Origin of the sequence: Mumia sp. Pv4-285 (assembly GCF_041320275.1) — a bacterium.
Lineage (GTDB): Bacteria > Actinomycetota > Actinomycetes > Propionibacteriales > Nocardioidaceae > Mumia > Mumia qirimensis.
The window spans coordinates 134,226-153,662 of the sequence record NZ_CP162023.1; the positions used below are offsets into that span (position 1 = coordinate 134,226).

14 protein-coding genes are annotated in these 19,437 nt (G+C 70.7%); 4 read left to right on the plus strand and 10 right to left on the minus strand.

Features of this window, described 5'->3' with window-relative positions; translation table 11 throughout:
• Positions 1-49: 49 nt before the first annotated feature.
• Positions 50-1,000 (plus strand): DUF6801 domain-containing protein, encoded by a 951-nt coding sequence (locus AB3M34_RS00660; RefSeq protein ID WP_370617153.1) that lies wholly within the window; start codon positions 50-52, stop codon positions 998-1,000.
• Positions 1,001-1,120: 120 nt separating this feature from the next.
• Here AB3M34_RS00660 and AB3M34_RS00665 read toward each other — a convergent pair whose 3' ends face one another.
• On the minus strand, positions 1,121-3,616 hold the full coding sequence (locus AB3M34_RS00665) for a glycoside hydrolase family 65 protein (RefSeq protein WP_370617154.1): 2,496 nt from the start codon (positions 3,614-3,616) through the stop codon (positions 1,121-1,123).
• A complete protein-coding gene (locus tag AB3M34_RS00670; RefSeq protein ID WP_370617155.1) occupies positions 3,613-4,380 on the minus strand; it encodes an HAD family hydrolase in 768 nt (255 codons plus the stop codon). The genes AB3M34_RS00665 and AB3M34_RS00670 overlap by 4 nt, the downstream gene beginning before the upstream one ends.
• Before the next feature lie 264 nt (positions 4,381-4,644).
• Here AB3M34_RS00670 and AB3M34_RS00675 point away from each other — a divergent pair, with 264 nt between their 5' ends.
• Entirely contained in the window at positions 4,645-7,713 is a 3,069-nt protein-coding gene (locus AB3M34_RS00675; RefSeq protein ID WP_370617156.1) for a DUF6801 domain-containing protein, read from the plus strand.
• A 101-nt stretch (positions 7,714-7,814) separates the two neighbouring features.
• Here the strand turns inward: AB3M34_RS00675 and AB3M34_RS00680 are convergent, their stop codons facing one another.
• The 6 genes from AB3M34_RS00680 to AB3M34_RS00705 form a co-directional block, all read right to left on the minus strand.
• On the minus strand, positions 7,815-9,017 hold the full coding sequence (locus tag AB3M34_RS00680; protein WP_370617157.1) for an acyl-CoA dehydrogenase family protein: 1,203 nt from the start codon (positions 9,015-9,017) through the stop codon (positions 7,815-7,817).
• Positions 9,014-10,165 (minus strand): CaiB/BaiF CoA transferase family protein, encoded by a 1,152-nt coding sequence (locus tag AB3M34_RS00685; protein ID WP_370617158.1) that lies wholly within the window; start codon positions 10,163-10,165, stop codon positions 9,014-9,016. Before AB3M34_RS00685 ends, AB3M34_RS00680 begins: the two co-directional genes overlap by 4 nt.
• Positions 10,162-11,658 (minus strand): aldehyde dehydrogenase family protein, encoded by a 1,497-nt coding sequence (locus AB3M34_RS00690; protein ID WP_370617159.1) that lies wholly within the window; start codon positions 11,656-11,658, stop codon positions 10,162-10,164. The genes AB3M34_RS00685 and AB3M34_RS00690 overlap by 4 nt, the downstream gene beginning before the upstream one ends.
• Before the next feature lie 97 nt (positions 11,659-11,755).
• Complete coding sequence (gabT, locus tag AB3M34_RS00695) at positions 11,756-13,093, minus strand: 4-aminobutyrate--2-oxoglutarate transaminase (protein ID WP_370620102.1); 1,338 nt, start codon at positions 13,091-13,093, stop codon at positions 11,756-11,758.
• Positions 13,093-14,538, minus strand: a complete 1,446-nt coding sequence (locus tag AB3M34_RS00700) for a gamma-aminobutyraldehyde dehydrogenase (protein WP_370617160.1) — start codon at positions 14,536-14,538, stop codon at positions 13,093-13,095. The genes gabT and AB3M34_RS00700 overlap by 1 nt, the downstream gene beginning before the upstream one ends.
• Positions 14,535-16,034: an APC family permease gene (locus AB3M34_RS00705; protein ID WP_370617161.1), complete on the minus strand. Its 1,500-nt coding sequence runs from the start codon at positions 16,032-16,034 to the stop codon at positions 14,535-14,537. The genes AB3M34_RS00700 and AB3M34_RS00705 overlap by 4 nt, the downstream gene beginning before the upstream one ends.
• Positions 16,035-16,149: 115 nt before the next feature.
• Here AB3M34_RS00705 and AB3M34_RS00710 point away from each other — a divergent pair, with 115 nt between their 5' ends.
• Both AB3M34_RS00710 and AB3M34_RS00715 read left to right on the plus strand, forming a co-directional pair.
• The gene (locus AB3M34_RS00710; protein WP_370617162.1) at positions 16,150-17,760 is read left to right on the plus strand and encodes a PucR family transcriptional regulator; all 1,611 of its coding nucleotides are present in this window, start codon (positions 16,150-16,152) and stop codon (positions 17,758-17,760) included.
• A 45-nt stretch (positions 17,761-17,805) separates the two neighbouring features.
• Entirely contained in the window at positions 17,806-18,525 is a 720-nt protein-coding gene (locus tag AB3M34_RS00715) for a hypothetical protein (protein ID WP_370617163.1), read from the plus strand.
• Here AB3M34_RS00715 and AB3M34_RS00720 read toward each other — a convergent pair whose 3' ends face one another.
• Together AB3M34_RS00720 and AB3M34_RS00725 are read right to left on the minus strand one after the other, a co-directional pair.
• Positions 18,526-19,011, minus strand: coding sequence for an SRPBCC domain-containing protein (locus tag AB3M34_RS00720; RefSeq protein ID WP_370617164.1), 486 nt, complete (start codon positions 19,009-19,011; stop codon positions 18,526-18,528).
• Between the two features lie 30 nt (positions 19,012-19,041).
• Positions 19,042-19,407: a VOC family protein gene (locus AB3M34_RS00725; RefSeq protein ID WP_370617165.1), complete on the minus strand. Its 366-nt coding sequence runs from the start codon at positions 19,405-19,407 to the stop codon at positions 19,042-19,044.
• Between the last annotated feature and the right edge of the window lie 30 nt (positions 19,408-19,437).

Genomic DNA, 19,437 nt, shown 5'->3' on the forward strand with positions numbered 1-19,437 from the left:
CGGTTTCGCATGTGGTGCAGATCGCACCAATCCTCGGAGGGAGACAACCATGCTTCAGACGAAGTCTGCTCGGACGAAGGGCCGCACACGCCTTGCGGCCGCGTCCACCAGCGCCGCACTCGTCGCCGGAGTCGGCGGCCTCGTGCTCGCCGGCGCACCCGCCGCCAACGCGGTCAACGTGACGAAGACCTTCAGCTACACCTGCACTGTGACGGCCAACGGGCTTCCGCTCCCGACGTCGACGGTGCCGGTGAAGGCATCGGTCGACCTGCCGACCCGCGTCGCTCCCGGTCAGACGCTGGCCAGGCGGAGCACGGCGATCACGTTGACCATCCCCGAGTCGCTCCGCGAGCCGACGTACGGTCTGCTGGGTGCTCGCAAGGTGAGCGGCTACTCCCGTGATGCATCGGTGACGATCGCCGCTCCGGGTGCGGCAACGCAGACTCTGACGATCGCGAACCTCGGAACGCCGCCGGTCCCCGTCCCGGGGACAAAGGGGACCCCTTGGAACATCCCGACGCGCGGCAGCGTGCCCGCGGTCAAGATCCCGACCAGCGCGAAGTCGCTCGGCACCGTCTCGATGCCGGTCAAGTTCACGGTCAGGGCGACGCTGTACAACGCGAGCGGCGCGAAGATCGGTAGCACCGACGGCGTCATCATGAACTGCTCGACCACGGGCGACCGCACCCTCGCCAAGATCGGCATCGCGAAGGCCGCCTCCAAGGTCTCGGCCAAGGTGAGCCCGAAGAAGATCAAGGCCAAGAAGACCAAGGCCAAGCTTGCGGTGCGCGTCAGCTCGCCCGGCGTCCCGGTGACCGGCAAGGTGACCGCCAAGCTCGGCAAGAAGACCGTCGGCAAGGGCACCGTCCGCAACGGCAAGGCCACGATCAAGCTCAAGAAGTTCAAGAAGAAGGGCACCTACAAGATCAAGTTGACCTACAGCGGGTCCGCGTCGAGCAACGGCTCGAAGAAGACCATCAAGGTCAAGGTCAAGAAGTAGGCGCACCACCCCGTACGACTCGGGTCTCGGCCACGGCGGCGACGCCGTACTGACCCTCCGAGGGGGACGACTGCCCTGGACCTGAGTGGGGGTCCAGGGCAGTCGCTCGTCGTCGGAGCCTTACGGGTGCGGGACGGTGGCCGTGATGATCGAGCCGTCGGCACGGCGTACGCCGTCGAGCGGACCCGGACCAGGAGTGCCTCCGAGCGCCGGACCCTGCCCGTCGAGCGGCACGATGACCGGCTCCTTCGCGGTGACGTGCACGATCTTGCCGCGGACGGAGATCTTCACCCCAGCGCCCTGCTCGATCGTGAGCTCGACAGAGTCGGCCGTCACGCGGACGCGCAGACGCGAGCCGCGGATCATCACGCGGTAGGTCAGGTTGGCCCAGGCGGCCGGCAACCGCGGGTCGATGGAGAACTCCCCGCTGTAGTCGCGGAACCCGCCGAACCCGCTGACGAGCGCGCTCCACACGCCTCCGGTCGAGGCGACGTGGACGCCGTCGGAGGCGTTGCCGTGCAGGTCGGCCAGGTCGACGAACAGCGCCTCGGTGAAGTAGCGCACCGCGAGGTCGGAGTAGCCGACCTCCGCAGCCATGAGCGACTGGACGACGGCCGAGAGCGTGGAGTCGCCGGTGGTGATCGGGTCGTAGTACTCGAAGTCGTTGCGCTTCTGCTCCACGGTGAACTGGTCGCCCTGCAGATAGAGCGCCAGCACGACGTCGGCCTGCTTGAGCACCTGGAACCGGTAGATCACCAGCGGGTGGTAGTGGAGCAGGAGCGGCCGCTGCTCCGCCGGTGTGTGCGCGAGGTCCCACACCTCGCGCTCGAGGAAGTGCGAGTCCTGGGGGTGGATGCCGAGGTGGTCGTCGTACGGGATCGCCATCGCCTCGGCGGCGCGCTCCCACTCGTCGATCTCGTCGGGGTCGAGGTCGAGGCGCGCCACCATGCGGGCGTACGCCTGCGGCCAGGCGGACTCGAGCTCGCGGACGGCGCGTGCGGCTCGTCGCAGGTTGAACCGGGCCATGACGTTGGTGAACAGGTTGTCGTTGACGACCGTCGTGTACTCGTCGGGGCCGGTCACTCCGTGGATGTGGAACGATCCGGCGCCCTCGTTGCGCCAGAACCCGAGGTCGGCCCACATGCGGGCGGTCTCGACCAGGATGTCGACGGCCTCGCGCATGAGGAAGTCGGTGTCGCCCGTCGCGTCGACGTAGCGGCTCAGGGCGTACGAGATGTCGGCGTCGATGTGGTACTGAGCGGTGCCGGCCGCGTAGTACGCCGACGCCTCCTCGCCGTTGATCGTGCGCCACGGGAACAGCGCTCCGCGCTGGGACAGGTCGCGCGCTCGACGGCGCGCGGCAGGCAGCATGTTGTAGCGGAACCGCAGGGCGGCGCGCGCGAGCTGTGGGTAGACGTACGTCAGGAACGGCAGGACGTAGATCTCGGTGTCCCAGAAGTAGTGGCCGCCGTAGCCCGTGCCGGTGACGCCCTTCGCAGGGATGCCGGCGCCCTCGGCGCGCGCGGACGCCTGCGCCACCTGGAAGAGGTTCCAGCGCATCGCCTGCTGGAGCGAGTCCTCGCCGTCGATCTCGACGTCCGCGCGGGCCCAGAAGGCCTCGAGCCACGCCTTCTGGTCGGCGAACTGGCGCCCGATGCCTTCCTCCGCGACGCGGTCGAGGGTGCGTCGGCAGCGGTCGAGCAGCTCGCGGGCCGGGACCCCGCGTGACGTGTGGTACGCGGCGACCTTCGTGAGCCGGATGGTGTGTCCCGGCTGCGCGTCGACCTGGTAGACGACCTTGGCCATGTCCTCCGAGAGGTGCATGGTCCGCTGGACCGGGTCCTCGGTCTCGATGGTGTGGTCGGCACCGACACCGAGCGTCATCCCCGACTCCGCGGCCCGGTAGCCGAGCATCACCCGCGCGTTGTCCTCGTCGAGGTCCTGCAGCTCCGGCTCGAGGACGCGACGGCCGAAGCGCTCGGCCTTGCGGGGGTCGGCGCCCTCGCCCATCGCGGCGGCACGCACGTGGTACTCGTCCTCGCCGTCCTGCCGGTTGAGCAGCTGGCACGACAAGGTGATGGGCGCGGCGGCGTCGAGCACCGTCACCTCGAACGTCATCACCGCGAGGTGACGCTGGGTGAAAGAGACCATCCGCTGCGACCGGATCCGTACGCGCTTGCCGGCCGGTGTACGCCACACGATCTCGCGGGCCAGCACGCCGCTGCGGAAGTCGAGCGAGCGCTCGTAGTCGATCAGGTCGGCGACGGGGAGCAGGAGCGGCTCGTCGTCGACGTACAGGCGGATGACCTTGGCGTCGGGCGCGTTGACGATGGTCTGGCCCACGCGGGCGAAGCCGAACGCCTCCTCGGCGTGGTTGATCTTCCAGGTCTCGTGGAAGCCGTTGATGAACGTGCCGTGCGCGTGCGACTCGCGACCCTCCTCGACGTTGCCGCGCAGGCCGAGGTAGCCGTTGCCGAGCGCGAACAGCGTCTCCGTACGGCCGAGGTCGTCGGCGCTGAAGAAGCGTTCGACGAGCCGCCACCGGTCGACCGGCCAGCGGTGGCGGTCGAGGTAGTCGTTGACGCGGCGAGGGTTGTCGCGCGGCACGGGGTTCATGCGGCACCGCCGCGTGCGTCGCGCGCAGCATCGGTCGAGAGCAGCTCGGCGAGATCGTCGACCACGACGTCCGCGCCCCGGTCGAGCAGGGACTGCCGTCCGACGCCGCGGTTCACGCCCACGACCAGCCCGAAGTCCCCGGCGGCGCCGGCCTCCACGCCGGAGATGGCGTCCTCGACCACGATCGAGCGTGCGTCGGTCACGCCGACGGACTTGGCGGCGTACGCGTAGGTGTCCGGAGCGGGCTTGCCCGGCAGCTGCTGCGCTCGAGCGACGAGCCCGTCGACGACGACGTCGAAGCGGTCGGCGATGCCGGCGGCAGCCAGGACAGAGGTGGCGTTCGCCGAGCTGGACACGACGGCGAGCGCGATGGGGAGCGTGGCGAGCTCGTCGAGCAGGGCGACCGAGCCCGGGTAGGCGACGACGCCGTTCTCCTTCAGCTCGCGCTCGAACTCCGCGTTCTTGCGGTTGCCGAGCCCGCAGACCGTCTCGGCGGTCGGGGGGTCGGTCGGGAGGCCCTCGGGCAGGACCACGCCGCGCGAGGCGAGCAGCGAGCGCACGCCGTCGTAGCGCGGCTTGCCGTCGACGTAGGCGAAGTAGTCCGCGTCGGTGTACGGAGGGGCGATGTCGTGCTCGGAGAGGTAGGCGTCGAACAGGGCGGCCCAGGCGCGCATGTGCACCTCGGCGGTCGGCGTCAGGACCCCGTCGAGATCGAACAGGACAGCGTCGTAGTCGGCCCAATGGACCAGCGGCGAGTCGGTCACCCTTCGAGGGTATGGCGTCGACGTTGCAAGCGCGTGACGGGTCCGGCGCGGTCGGTCGAGCAGACTCGAGGACCCCGGCGTACGGGCTTCTCGGGCAAGTTGATTGAATCAACCATTACTACGTGACACGGATCACGGCGCATGGAGAAAGTCGGGCTCCCGGAGCAGTTCTTCAAATCTCACGCGACCTGTATCCCGGTGTGTCACACTGAGTTAATTCTATGCATTGTGAATTTGTGAAGTGCATTCTCTGGAGGGAGAACGATGAACCAGCCCACACGGCTGCCTGGGGTCGCGGCACGGAGTCGCCGCGCCGTCGGGTCAGTCACCGCCGGCGCTCTCGTGGCCGGCACGCTCGGTGCGTTCGGACTGGCTGCGGCCGGTCCCGCAGCCGCGGCGACCCAGCTCGACAAGAGCTTCGTGTACGCCTGCGCGGTCACCGCGTCGGGCCTGAGCATCGGTACGCACGACGTCGGTGTCCGCGCCCAGGTCGAGGTCCCCGACTCCGTCGCGGCCGGTGAGGTGATCCCGGAGCGACGGACGACCATCACGCTGGCGATGCCGGAGACGCTGCGCTCCGCGACGTACGGGCTGCTCAGTGCCCGCTCTGCGGGCGGCTCGTCCTCGGACGCGTCGATCTCGATCACCGCTCCGGGAGTCGACGACCCGCTCGAGGTCGGCATCAACGGGCTCGCCGCGCCGCAGGGGCCGGTGCCCGGGCCGGGCGGGACGTGGACGATCCCGACGCAGGGCGACGTCCCGGCGATCACCGTGCCGGTGGGCGCCACCGAGGGTGCGACGCTGCACATGCCGTCCGCCTTCACGGTCAACGCGACCATCAAGGACGCAGCCGGCACCTCGATCGGCGGCGAGAACGCCGTCACGATGCGGTGCAACCTCTCCGGTGACGACGACGTCCTCGGCGTCATCCCGATCGACGAGCCGGTCAACCAGGCACCGGTCGCCGCCGACCTCTCGTTGACGACAGACGCGGGCAGCGCCGTCGCCGTGACGCTGGACGCCAGCGATCCCGAGGGCGCCGACCTCTCGTACGCGACGACCGCGCCGAGCCACGGCACGCTCAGCGGTGACGCGCCGAACCTCACCTACACGCCTGCGGACGGCTACGTGGGCACGGACTCGTTCACCTACACCGTGAGCGACGGCGTCAACCAGACCACCGCGACCGTCACCGTCAAGGTCCAGGGAGCCGCCGGCTCGGTCACGACGGAGGACATCACCGTCGACGAGCCCTTCTACCGCGGCGCCTTCGCGACCCAGCGGTCGGTCACGCTCGCCGGCAGTGGCGGCGAGGGTGACCTCACGTACAAGCTCGGCAGGGTCGAGGGCGCCGGCACCAACGTCGCGCTGACCCTGACGGGCGACGAGGTCGCCGTGACGCCGTCGGAGGACACACCCCCCGGCGCGTACCGCTTCGACTACACGGCGACGGACACGACGGGACAGTCGAGCACGTCGACGGTCCGCTTCACCGTCGTGAACGCCGAACCGATCGTCAAGGACCGCACCTTCACCACGACCAAGGACAAGCCTTTCGACGGCTGGCCATGGGCACGTGACCTCGACTCGCAGGGCCCCTTCGTCTGGAACGTGAACGAGACCCGGTTCACCTACGGCGAGCCGAAGCACGGGACGATCGAGACATTCTTCGAGGCCGACGCGGACCCGGCGAGCACGGCGTCGATCTTTGCGGCGATCCAGCACAAGTACACCTACGTGCCCGACCCCGGGTTCGTCGGGACGGACTCGTTCACCGTGACGATGACGGACAAGACCGGTGACTCGTCGACGGGCACCGTGACCATCAAGGTCGACGAGCCGGCCGCCGCGGCGCCGGGCGTGCTGAACGACGTGCGCTACCGCTGTGAGTTCGCGATCGGCGTCGACTCCTCGGGCATGCCGACGAGCGATCCCGACGCCGCGATCGACCCGTTCTGGAGCGACATCGTCGGCGGCATCATGGGCGGTGACGCGACCTTCCGGGTCGACGTGAAGGCGCACATGCCCGCGCTGCTGGCGCCCGGTGAGAAGTTCACCGTCCCGGACACCGACATCACCTTGAAGATGGCGCAGCCGATGGCCGAGCTGCTCGGCGGCACCGACTTCACCACCACCCCGGCCGGCAGCTACCCGCCGGTCGAGGAGGCGGGCTTCGGTCAGACTGCCGTCGCCGGCGGCGCCAAGGCAACGGCCGTCTTCACCGAGACGGCCAGCGGGGAGTCGTACGAGATCCCGATGTCCGGCCTGAAGTCGGAAACCGTGCCCATGACGACCCCGGTCCCCGCCGACGGCGTGGCGATCCCCGTCAAGGGCGGGCTGCCCGAGCTGACGGCCCCGGAGACCGGTGCTCTCACCGTGTCGATGCCGAAGAAGATGTTCATCACCTCGGAGCTCACGCCGGGCGTCATCGGCGGCTTCATCAAGACGGTGGGCCTCGACTGCACCGCAATGGAGGGTGAGAACCTCGCCATCGGCACCGTCGAGGTCGACGACCCGCCGACCGCCTCCGACGTCATGGCCACAACGACCGCCGGCAAGTCCGTCGCCGTCACGCTGAAGGGCACCGAGCCCGACGGCCAGGACCTCTCGTACGAGGCAGCCGCGCCGAGCCACGGCACGGTCAAGGTGGACGGCGCGAAGGCGACGTACACGCCGAAGGCGGGCTTCGTCGGCAACGACACGTTCACCTACACGGTGAGCGACGGGTCCCACGAGGCGACGGCCAAGGTCACGGTCACGGTCGGGAAGGCCGCAACGACGGTGCGGGCGTCGGCGTCGGCGACCCGGTACGGCACGTCGTCGCGCATCGCGGTCAGCGTGTCGCCGTCGGCCGGCGGTCGCGTCGAGGTCCTGAGGGGCACGCAGGTGCTCGCCCGTACGACGGTGGTCGGCGGTCGTGCGTCCGTTCTCCTGCCTCGTACGGCGCTCAAGCCGGGCACGCACACCCTCGCGGTGCGCTACCTCGGTGACACGTCGACGAAGCCGTCGACCACCTCGGTGCGGGTGTCGGTGACCAAGGCCAAGGCAGCGGTCGCCGCGAAGGTCACGACGAAGAAGGTCGTGGTCAAGAAGACCCGCGCCAAGGTGCGGGTCACCGTGAAGGCCAGTGGCATCACGCCGTCCGGGAAGGTCGCGGTCTACTTCCGCGGCAAGAAGGTCGGCACGGCGACGCTGAGCAGGAACGGCACCGCGCTGCTGCGGCTCAAGAAGCTGCCGAAGGCGGGCAAGGGGACGCTCAAGGTCCGCTACCTCGGCAACGCGACCACCGGTGCGGCGACCAAGACCATCAAGGTCAGGGTCGTGCGCCGGTAGCAGGTGTGCGGTCCTGGCGTGCCACGCGCTGGCGCGTCAGGGCCGCACTGGGTACGTGGCCCCTGGTTCCGCCCTCCCGGGACCGGGGGCCACGTCACGTCTCAGCGGAACGCCGGCTGCCCCGTCAGCGCCTGGCCCAGCACGAGCGTGTGCATCTCGGTCGTGCCCTCGTACGTCAGCACGGACTCGAGGTTGTTCATGTGGCGGATGACGGGATACTCCAGCGAGATCCCGTTCGCGCCGAGGATCGTGCGGGCGGTCCGGCAGATCTCCAAGGCCTCGCGGACGTTGTTCAGCTTGCCGAGGCTGACCTGCTCCGGGCGCAGCCGTCCGGCGTCCTTGCGGCGGCCGAGATGCAGCGCGAGCATGACGCCCTTCGTGTACTCGACGGCCATGTTCGCGAGCTTCTCCTGCGTCAGCTGGAAGCCGCTGATCGGACGGCCGAACTGCTCCCGCTCACCGGCGTACGAAAGCGCGGACGCGAACGCGGACCGTGCCGCTCCCATCGCGCCCCAGACGATGCCGTACCGCGCCTCGTTCAGGCACGACAACGGCCCGCGGAGCCCGGTCACGTCGGGCAGGACGGCATCGGCCGGCAGACGTACGCCGTCGAGCACGATCTCACCGGTGACCGAGGCCCGCAGCGACATCTTGTGCTTGATCTCGGGCGCCGAGAAGCCGGACGTGCTCGTGGGGACGACGAAGCCGCGGATGTCGGCGGGGTCGTCAGACGTCTGGGCCCACACGACCGCGACGTCGGCGACGGGCGCGTTGGTGATCCACATCTTGCGGCCGTCGAGGACCCAGTCGCCGCCGGCGTCGCGACGCGCGCGGGTCCGCATGCCGCCGGGGTCGGAGCCCTGGTCCGGCTCCGTCAGGCCGAAGCATCCGATGGCGTCGCCGGCGGCCATCCGCGGGAGCCAGGTCTCCTTCTGGTCCTCGCTTCCCCACCGCCAGATCGCGTACATCGCCAGCGACCCCTGCACCGACACCAGCGAGCGCAGCCCGGAGTCGGTGGCTTCGAGCTCGAGGCACGCGAGGCCGTACTCGGTCGCGCTCATGCCGGCGCAGCCGTATCCCTCGAGGTGCATGCCGAGGACGCCGAGCGCCCCGAGCTCCTTGGTGAGGCCACGGATGTCGGGGATCTCGCCGCGCTCGAACCAGTCCGCGACGTACGGGTCGACGCGCTCCGCGCAGAGGTGCCGTACGGAGTCGCGGACCGCGAGCTCGTCGGCGCTGAGGAGGTCGTCGATGCCGGCGGGATCCATCGGGTCGAACGCGGGCAGGCGGGAGGTGGTGCTCATCGGGTCTCCGTATCGTCCGCCAGCCAGCGGCGGATCTCGTCGTCGTGCTGTCCGAGACCCGGTGGCGCGGTCGGCGTCACCGGGGTGCTGCGTGAGTACGTGATGGGGTGGCGCACCTGCGCGGGGTGGCCGTCGCCGACCTCCACGGTCGGCTCGAGGCCCAGTTCGCGGGCGCGCGCGAGAGCGGCGCCGATGTCGCCGACCTCGCCGACCGGGACGTCCGCGTCGGACAGCCGCTGCTGCCAGGCGGCCGCCGTGTCGGCAGCGAGCGCCTCCTCCAGGACCGCCACGAGGTCGCTGCGGTGAGCGACACGCGCTCCGTTGGTGGCGAAGCGGTGGTCGTCGGCGAGCTCAGGCCGACCGATCCCCTTGCACAGCCGCGCGAACTGGCCGTCGTTGCCGCACGCGACCGCGAGGGTCCCGTCGGCGCAGTGCAGGATCTCGTACGGCGCGATCGAGGGGTGCTGGTTGCCCATCCGGCCGGGTGAGCGACCGGTCGTGAGGTAGCTCGACGCCTGGTTGACGAGCGAGCCGAGGAGGCTCGAGAGCAGGTTCACCTCGACCCGCTGCCCGCGGCCGCTTCGCTCGCGCTCGGCGAGGGCGGCCATGACGCCGATGACGGCGTCCTTGCCGGTCAGCACGTCCACGAGCGCGACGCCGGCCTTGGTCGGGTCGCCGTCGGGATCGCCGGTGATACTCATCAACCCGCCCACGGCCTGCACCACGAAGTCGTACCCCGGCATCTCCGCGCCGGCGCCGCTGCCGAATCCGGTGATCGAGCAGTAGACGAGGCCGGGGTTGTCGGCGCTCACGGTGTCGTAGCCGAGGCCGAGCCGGTCGAGCGCGCCGGTGCGGAAGTTCTCGACGAGGACGTCGGCCCGGCGTACGAGGGTGCGCGCGAGCGCGAGGTCGCCCGCGTCGCGCAGGTCGAGGGTGACGCTGCGCTTGGTGCGGTTGGCGCTCTCGAAGTACGACGCGGTGCCGTCGGCGGTCCACGGCGGACCCCACTGCCGGGTGTCGTCGCCGGCTCCCGGTCGCTCGACCTTCACGACGGTGGCGCCGAGGTCGGCGAGCATCGAGGTCGCCATCGGTCCGGCGAGGACCCGGCTGAAGTCCGCGACGACGACCCCGTCGAGGGGTGCGCTCACGGGAGCACCAGTCGGCCGTCGACGCGCCGCGGGATCCCCCACGGGTTGTCGTCGCGCACGGGCGCGGGCAGGGCGGGGTCGGGCACGGACTGGTAGGTCACCGGGCGGGTGAACCGCGTGAGCGCCGCGGCGCCGACCGACGTCGCCGTCGGGTCGGAGGTCGCGGGCCAGGGGCCGCCGTGGTGCTGAGCCCACGTGTACGAGACACCGGTCGGGAAGTCGCCGACCGTCACCCGGCCGGCCTTCGTGGTGAGCTGCGCCAGCGTGCCGGGAAGGTCGGGGTCCTCGTCGCCCTCGGCCATGATCGCCGCGGCGAGCGTGCCCTGGAGAGCACCGACCGTACGCGCGAGCGCCTCGCCGTCGTCGTACTCCGCCACCAGTGCCACCGGGCCGAAGCACTCCTCGAGCAGACGGCTCCCGGGCTCGAGGGCGTCCAGGGGTACGGACAGGACGGTGGAGGCCACGGACCAGCCGGCGTCCGGGCCGTCGACCTGTGCGACGACCTCGGCGCCGGCGTCGACGAGCTCGCGTACGCCCGTGCTGGCCGCCTCGGCGATGCCCTGCGTGAGCGACCAACCCTGCGGAGACGCCTCCCGGAGCGCTTCGGCGACCGCCTCAGCGGCGCCCGAGCCGCGGGGCGCGAGCATGAGGCCGGGCTTCGTGCAGAACTGGCCGGTGCCGAGCGTGAACGAGCCGACGAAGCCGGAGGCGATCTCGCTGAGGCGCGCCTGCGCTGCCGCAGCGGTGACGACGACCGGGTTGACGGTGCCCATCTCGGCGAACACCGGGATCGGCACGTCACGCTTCTCGGCCGCGTCGCGCAGCGCCATGCCCGCGCGCTGCGAGCCGGTGAACGCGACGGCCGTGATCTGCGGCGCCTCGACGAGCCGTACGCCGGCGTCGAAGCCGTGCACGATCCCGAAGACGCCTTCGGGCGCGCCGGCGTCGCGCAGCGCCTCCGTCACGAGGGCGCCGAGGCGACGGCTCAGCAGCGGGTGCGCGGGGTGTCCCTTGACCACGACCGGGCAGCCCGCGGCGAGCGCGGACGCGGTGTCGTTGCCGAGCACGCTGAAGGCGAACGGGAAGTTGCTCGCACCGAAGACCGCGACCGGGCCGCGTGGCACGTTGACCCGCACCAGGGCAGGGTTCGCGCCGGCGGCGTGGTCGATCGTGGCGCCGAGGTAGGACCCCTCGACCGCGACGTCGGCGTAGAAGCGGAGCTGCCCCGCGGTCCGGCCGACCTCGCCCTCCAGGCGCTTCCGTCCGAGCGCTGTCTCGGAGTCCGCGAGGTCCACGAGCTCGTCTCGCGCCGCTTCGAGCGCGTCGGCGATCGCCCCCGACCAGCGCGCCCGCTCCGTCGGCGGCACCGCGGCCACCTCCGTCGCGCACGCCGCCGCCGCCGCGACGATCGCGTCCACCTCGGCCTCCGGCGTGATCGGCACCTCGCCGTTCACGCCGCCCGTCCGCGGGTCGTACGAGACGTCAGCCGTCATCGCACACCCCCTCCCGTCCCCGATTTGCTGAGTTGATCAAGGAATGGCGACCCGATTTCCTTGAGGAGGTGCACAAATCGCGGACGGAGCGGTGACGTCACGACAGCCCCCGCACCCCGGCCTCGAGCACCCCGAGCGCGTCGTCGAGCAGGTCGTCGCCGATGACGAGCGGCGGGAGCAGCCGGATCACGTTGCCGTACGTGCCGCACACCAGGACCAGCACACCCTCGGCGTGGCAGTGCTTCGCGAGCGACAGCGCGAGCCGCGGTGCGGGATCCTTCGTACCCGGCTCGACGAGCTCGATCGCGAGCATCGCCCCGCGCCCGCGGACGTCGCCGATGACGCCGCCGGTGTCGGCCCGCAGCGCCTCGAGCCGCGGCTTCACGATGCGCTCGATCTCCGCCGCTCGTGCGACCAGGCCCTCGCTCTCGATGGTCTCGATCGCCCCGAGCGCCGCCGCGCACGCGACCGGGTTGCCGGCGTACGTGCCGCCGATCCCGCCCGGCGCGACGGCGTCCATGATCTCGGCGCGCCCCGTGACCGCGGACAGCGGCATGCCGCCCGCGAGCGCCTTCGCGGTCGTCACGATGTCGGGCACGATGCCCTCGTGCTCGCTGGCGAACATGCGGCCGGTCCGTGCGAACCCGGTCTGCACCTCGTCGGCGACGAAGAGGATGCCGTGCTCGTGCGCGAACTCGACGACCGCCGGCAGGAACCCCTCGGCCGGCACGATGAAGCCGCCCTCGCCCTGGATCGGCTCGGCCACGATCGCGGCGACGTTGTGCGCGCCGATCTGTGTGAGCACGATGTCCTTGAGCTTCGCCAGCGCGTCCGCCGCGCACGCCTTCTCGTCTCCGTCGTAGCGGTACGGGTACGCCATCGGCGCGCGGTAGACCTCCGGCGCGTACGGCCCGAAGCCCTCCTTGTACGGCACGTTCTTCGCCGTCATCGTCATCGTCATCAGGGTGCGCCCGTGGTACGCGTGGTCGAGCACCACGACCGCGGGACGCCCCGTGGCGGCACGCGCGATCTTCACCGCGTTCTCCACCGCCTCCGCGCCGGTCGAGAAGAGCGCGGTGCGCTTGTCGTGGTCGCCCGGCGTCAAGCGGTTGAGCGCCTCGGCCACCTCGGTGAAGCCCTCGTACTCGGTCACCATGAAGCAGGTGTGCGTGAACTTCGCCGCCTGCTCCGCGACGCGCGCGACGACCTTCGGGGCAGCCGCACCGACGCTGGTCACGGCGATCCCGGACCCCAGGTCGATGATCTGGTTGCCGTCCACGTCGACCAGCAGCGCACCGTCGGCGTGGTCGACGAACACGGGCAGCGTGATGCCGAAACCTCGTGCCACCTGCTTGGAGCGGGCCTCGTGCAGCGCTTCCGAGCGCGGGCCCGGGATCGCGGTCTTGAGGAGTCGCTTCTGCTCGGTCATCGTCATCATCCTTCGAGGTTGGCCATCACGTGCTTGATCCGCGTGTAGTCCTCCAGGCCGTACATCGACAGGTCCTTGCCGTACCCGGAGTGCTTGAATCCACCATGCGGCATCTCCGCGACGAGCGGGATGTGGGTGTTGATCCAGACGCAGCCGAAGTCGAGCGCGTTGGACATGCGCAGCCCGCGACCGAGGTCCTTGGTCCACACCGACGACGCGAGCGCGTACGGCACGCCGTTCGCCTTCGCGATGGCCTCGTCCTCGTGCTCGAAGGTCTGGACGGTGATGACGGGGCCGAAGATCTCGCTCTGGATCAGCTCGTCCTCCTGCTGCAGGCCGTCGATGACCGTGGGCTCGATGAAGAAGCCGCGGTCGCCCTGGCGCTGGCCGCCGGTGGTGACGGTCGCGTGGTCGGGCACGCGGTCCAGGAAGCCGAGGACGCGCTCGAGCTGGTTGGCGTTGTTGACCGGCGGGACCCAGACGTCCTCGTCGTGACGACCCTTCTCGTACGAGGTGGCAGCGCCCTTAGCCTGCTCGGTGAGCGCGGCCACGAAGTCGTCGTGGACCCGAGGGTGGACGAGCACGCGCGTGGCCGCGGTGCAGTCCTGGCCGGCGTTGAAGTAGCCCGCCATCGCGATGCCCTCGGCCGCCGCAGCGATGTCGGCGTCGTCGAACACCACGACCGGCGCCTTGCCGCCGAGCTCGAGGTGCACCCGCTTGAGGTCGTTCGACGCCGCAGCCGCGACCTGGCGCCCTGCACCCACCGAGCCGGTGATCGACACCATCGCCGGCGTCGGGTGGGAGACGACGGCAGCCCCGGTCGTACGGTCGCCGCAGACCACGTTGAGCACGCCCGGCGGGAGGAACTCGGCCGCGATCTCGGCCATCATCACCGTCGACACCGGCGTGGTGTCGCTCGGCTTGAGGACGACCGTGTTGCCTGCCGCGAGGGCCGGGGCGAACTTCCAGACGGCCATCATCATCGGGTAGTTCCACGGCGCCACCTGGCCGACGACACCGACGGGCTCGCGCCGGATCCAGGACGTGTGCCCCGCCATGTACTCGCCGGACGCGCGCCCCTCGAGGACGCGCGCCGCCCCGGCGAAGAAGCGGATCTGGTCGACCATCGGCGGGATCTCCTCCGCCATGGTCACCGGCACGACCTTGCCGGTGTTGCGGCTCTCCGCCTCGACCAGCTCCTCCGCACGCTTCTCGATCGCGTCGGCGATCTTGAGGATGGCCTGCTGGCGCTCCGACGGCGTCGTGCGTCGCCAGGTGTCGAACGCCTTGGCCGCCGACTCGTACGCGAGGTCGACGTCGGCCTGCCCGGACAGCGGTGCGTCGCCGTACTTCTCGCCGGTGGTCGGGTCGACGAGGTCGGTACGCCGCCCGTCGCGGGTGTCGACGAGCGCGCCGTCGACGAAGTTCTGGACGTGAACGGTGTCGGTCATGCGGAGTCTCCTTGGTACGGGGTGGTCACGGACGCGGCGTCGCCGTGGGCGGCGTCGGAGTGGCGGTACGGCTTGGCGATGAGCATGTAGACGAGGCCGACGCCGACGACGACCGCGGCGCCGAGGGCGACGATCCAGTTGTCGTACCAGGGCGCCTCGGGGGTGCGGGGCCAGATCATGTTGATCGAGGCGAGCAGCTGGTACGCGAGGGCCGCGGCGGTCACGAGCAGCCCCCAGCGGCCGAGGGTGAACTTGCCGGACGGCTTCCAGCCCTTGAGGCGAGCGCGGAGGGCAGCGAGCACGACCATCATGAAGCCGAGGTAGATGCCGAACGAGGCGAACGAGATGATCCGCACCAGCGCGTTGTCGGAGACCTGCGAGCCGAGGATGATCACGATCGGGATCAGTGCGGCCAGCGACAGCGCGTACGGCGGGACGTGCCGCGCCTGCGAGAACTTCTTGAGGAGACGGCTCCCCGGCATCATGTCGTCGCGGGCGTACGCATAGATCATCCGGCTCGCGGCCGCCTGCAGGCTGAGCACGCAGGACAGGAACGAGATCAGCACGATCACCAGCACGACACGGAACCCGACGGACCCGAATGCGTTCTCGAGCACCGTCGAGACCGGATCAGGATCCCCGCCGGAGAAGACGGCAGCGAAGCTCGGGACGCCGAGGAGGAGCGCGAACGTGATGAAGAAGGCCCCGGCGCCGCCGATGTAGATCGTCATCCGCATCGCCTTCGGGATCTGGCGGCCCGGGTCCTTGACCTCCTCGGCCACGTCACCGCAGGCCTCGAAGCCGTAGAAGAGGTAGAGGCCGAGGAGCGCGGCGGCGGCGAACGCCGGGAAGTACGAGCCGCTGCCCTGCACGTCGTAGGTGTCGAACAGTGCGCCGACGCTGTGGTGGCGCTCGGTGAGGAGGACCCAGACACCGACGACGATCGCGCCCACGAGCTCGGCGGCGAAGCCGAAGAACGCGATCTTGGCGAGCAGCTTCGTGCCGCCGAGGTTGAGCAGCGTGGTGAGCACGATCAGACCGATCGCGCACCAGATCGTCACCGCGGTCGTCGCGTCGATCCCGAGGACGATCGCCACGAACGGCCCGGCGCCGTACGAGACGGCGGCGATCGTGACGGTGAGCGCGATCATGTAGACCCAGCCGGTCATCCAGGCCCAGCGGCGACCCCACAGGCGACGCGCCCACGGATAGACGCCGCCGGCGACGGGATACTGCGCGACGACCTCGCCGAAGACGAGCGCGACGAGCAGCTGGCCGAGCGCGGCGAGCACGATCGCCCAGATCATCGGCGGACCACCCGTGGCGAGCGAGCTGCCGAACAACGAGTAGACGCCGACGACCGGTGAGAGATAGGTGAACCCGAGGGCGAAGTTGCCCCAGAGGTTCATGTCGCGCTTGAACTCGGACTTGTAGCCGAGCGACGCGAGGTGCGCGTCGTCGGCGTCCTGGGCTGGGTCGAGATGCGATGCCGTCACGGGATTCTCCCTGGGAACGAGCGGTGGGGGTTGGGAGCGACGCTAGGGGTACGGCAAGGGGTGGCGACCCTGCCGAAAGGGAGTGTGGTGAGCCGGAAAGGTGGACACTGTGTCCATGTCCTTCGTCGAGCCTGGCCCCGCCGAGGAGGTCGCGGATGTCCCGCTGGCCTGGCTCCTCGCCCAGGAAGAGCTGGGCCTCCGCCTCGTCGAGCCCACCTCCCCGCTGGTCGAGGCGCGAAGCGATCGAGACCTCAGGACAAGCGATCGAGACCATCCCACCGTCGGCATCCGCTGGGCGCACTCCATCGAGATCCTCGACCCGACGCCGTTCCTTCGCGGCGGCGAGCTGGTCCTCACCACCGGCCTGCGGATGCCGCGGGCACGCGCCGAGCAGGCGGCGTACGTCGATCGGCTCGCCGCCGCCGGTGTGGTCGGGCTGGCCTTCGGAGTGGGGGTGCGGTTCGAGACGATCCCGGTCGGCCTGCGGCAGGCGTGCCGCCGCGTCGGCATGCCGCTCGTCGAGGTCCCCCTTCCGACGCCGTTCGTCGCGATCACGCAGGCCGTCGCCGCGCGGCAGGCGGAGCAGCAGAACACCGTGATGCGGCGCGCGTTCGCCTTCCAGCAGCAGATGACGCGGGCGGCGCTCGAGGGCGGTACGGCGGGGCTGACGTCGGCGCTCGCGCGTGAGCTCGGCGCCGGCGTGGTCGTGCTCGACGAGTTCGAGAACACGGTGGCCTCTGCAGGCGCGCAGGCCGATCTGATGGATCGCGTGGCCGACGAGCTCGTCAACCTGGCGGCGCGACCGGGCCGTGCGAGCGTGGCGGTGGTCTCCGGCGCCGGGACGATGGCGGTGCAGCGGCTTGGCGGTCTGGAGCGACCGAGCGGGTGGCTCGCGGTCGAGGTCCCCAGCGCGTTATCCGTCGGAGACCGCCTGCTGCTCAACCAGGCCGTCTCGCTCCTCACCCTCCAGCGCGAGCACCCGCGCGAGCTCGTCGGCGCACGTCACCGTCTCGGTGCCACGCTTCTGGAGATGCTGCTCGACGCCGACGTCGTCGCCCCTGCGGTGGTGCGGCACCTCGGTCACTTCGGCTTCGAGCCGTCCGACCGGGTGCGGATGGTCGTCGCGGCCCCCGGCCACGGTCGTACGGCGCCGCTCGACGTCGTCGCTCACGCGCTCGACGCCGAGTCGGTCGCGCACGTCGAGGCCGTGGCCGGCGACGACGTCCTCGTCCTGGTCCGTGACAAGGACTCAGCCGGTGGCGTCGGTGCGGTGGTCGACGCGCTCACCCGCGCGGGCAGGCACGACGTGGTCGTGGGCGTCAGCGGGGCGCTCCCGACAGCGCGGGCAGCGGCAGGGCGCGCGGCCGCGACGCACGCCGCGGCATCGGCGCGGGCATCGCACCAACCCGTCGGCTGGTACGGGACGCTGACGCTGGAGGCGATCCTCGACGACGACGCCGTACGCGCCCGGGTCGCGTCGCTGGCCGAGTCACCGTTGGCGCCGCTGCTCGAGGGGAGCACCGAGCGCGACCGGGTCCTGCGCGAGTCGCTCGAGGTCTTCCTGCGGCACAACGGCTCCTGGGAGACCGCGTCGCGTGCGCTCGGCGTGCACCGGCACACGCTGCGCAACCGGATGTCGAGGGTCGAGGAGCTGACCGGTGCCCGGCTCGACGTGGCGGAGGACCGGGTCGCGCTGCTGCTCGGGCTGCTGGCGCGGTCGGTGTGAGGCAAACGCCTCCGCACGGTGTGGTCGGCGGCAGACACTGGTCGAATGACGCACGGGCACGATGGACTCGGGGGTGGTCGGCGGATCGCCGCGCTCGCTCAGGTGCCTCAGATCGAGACCGCTGACCTCAGCCGCTACTGGCACACCGCAGAGGGCGAGGCCGAGCCTTTCGCCGAGCTCGACGGGCACCGGTTCCGGCGCACGAGCTCGATGGTCGAGATCGAGACACGGTCCGACGTCGGGGGCTGGGTCCGGTGGTGGGTCGACCCGGACCCGAAGCTGCCGCACGTCATGCTCTCGATCACCGACGACATGGCGCTCGCCCTCACCTTGGGCCGCTCCGCACCGGGTAGCCCCGGCGCCGTCCTCCTCGAGCAGAACGCGGCGGAGGCCGTCGCGCTGGCCCGCTACGGAGCCGGGGCGATCAACGGGGTGCAGGTCGTGGCCGTGCACTTCCCTGTGCCTGACGGCGCCGTGACCGTCCTCCTCGTCCCGTTGTCCGACCCGCCACCCGATTCACTCGGGCAGCCGTGGGTGGAGGCGACGGTGCCCGCGGTCGAGGCCTGTCACCGGGTCGTTCAGGCGTGCGGCGACCTCGGCGTCGTGGTCTCGCAGCTCAGCGCGGCCGAGGCGGCGCGGATCGACAGCGGACCTGCGTACGACTGGCGCGCCCAGCTGCGCGAGATGGCCGCGGTCTCGAAGGACGCGAAGGCGATCCTCGACCTCGTCAGGGCCGTCGCCGACCTCCTCTCGTCCGACGGGTAGCTAAACCCCCAGCGCGGCGGCGAGGCCGTTCAGCTGGAGCCGGATCCCGCCGCGTACGTGCGGCAGGTCGTGCGCGCCATCACCGGTCGGAGTCACGAACGCGACCTGCTCCGTCCATCGGAGCGTCGTGCCGTCACCCTCCGGCGCCAGCGCGACCGTGACGAGTGATGTCCAGCGCAGCACGTCGTCGACGTGCGTCTCGTAGGTCAGCACGATCTGCCGAGCGGGGACGAGGTTGACGAAGCGCGAGTCGTACGCCACCCGCTCGGTCGCACCGTCGAGCGTCTGGAAGGTGCTCCGTGCCGACTCCCCGCCGTCGACGCGGAAGTCGTGCTCGTACGTCGCGTCGCGACCCGGCAGCCGGAACCACCGCCGCCGTACGTCCGGGTCGGCGAACGCCTCGTACACCCGGGTCGGAGGTGCCGGGACGTCGATCGTCACGGTGAACGTGTCGTGCCGGACGTCGGTGGCCATGTACGTCGTCATGAGGACGTGCAACCACGATGGCCCCGTCGGTCATTCCGCCTGCGGCGCGTCGCCGCTCGGCCCGCCGCCGAACCCGATCTCGTTGCCGTCCGGGTCGCGGTAGGTGATCTTGCGGACGCCGTTCTCGTACGTCTCGCGGTCGGCCGGCTCGATGCCACGCTCCGTGATCCCGTCGACGGCCGTGTCGAGGTCCTCGAGGAAGATGGTGTGCAGCGCGTGGCCGGCGTGCTCCGGCATCAGCTGGATGTAGAGGAAGCGGTGCTCGGCGAGCTCCCACACCGCCTCGTCGTCGTTCGGCATGAACGCCTCGTCGTCGCCGAGCAGCCGGGCGTACCACGCCTTCGACGCCTCCAGGTCGCTCACGTAGATTCCGGCGAAGAGGTCCAGCTCGCTCATCCGGTCAGGCTAGACCGATGAGTTCGACGG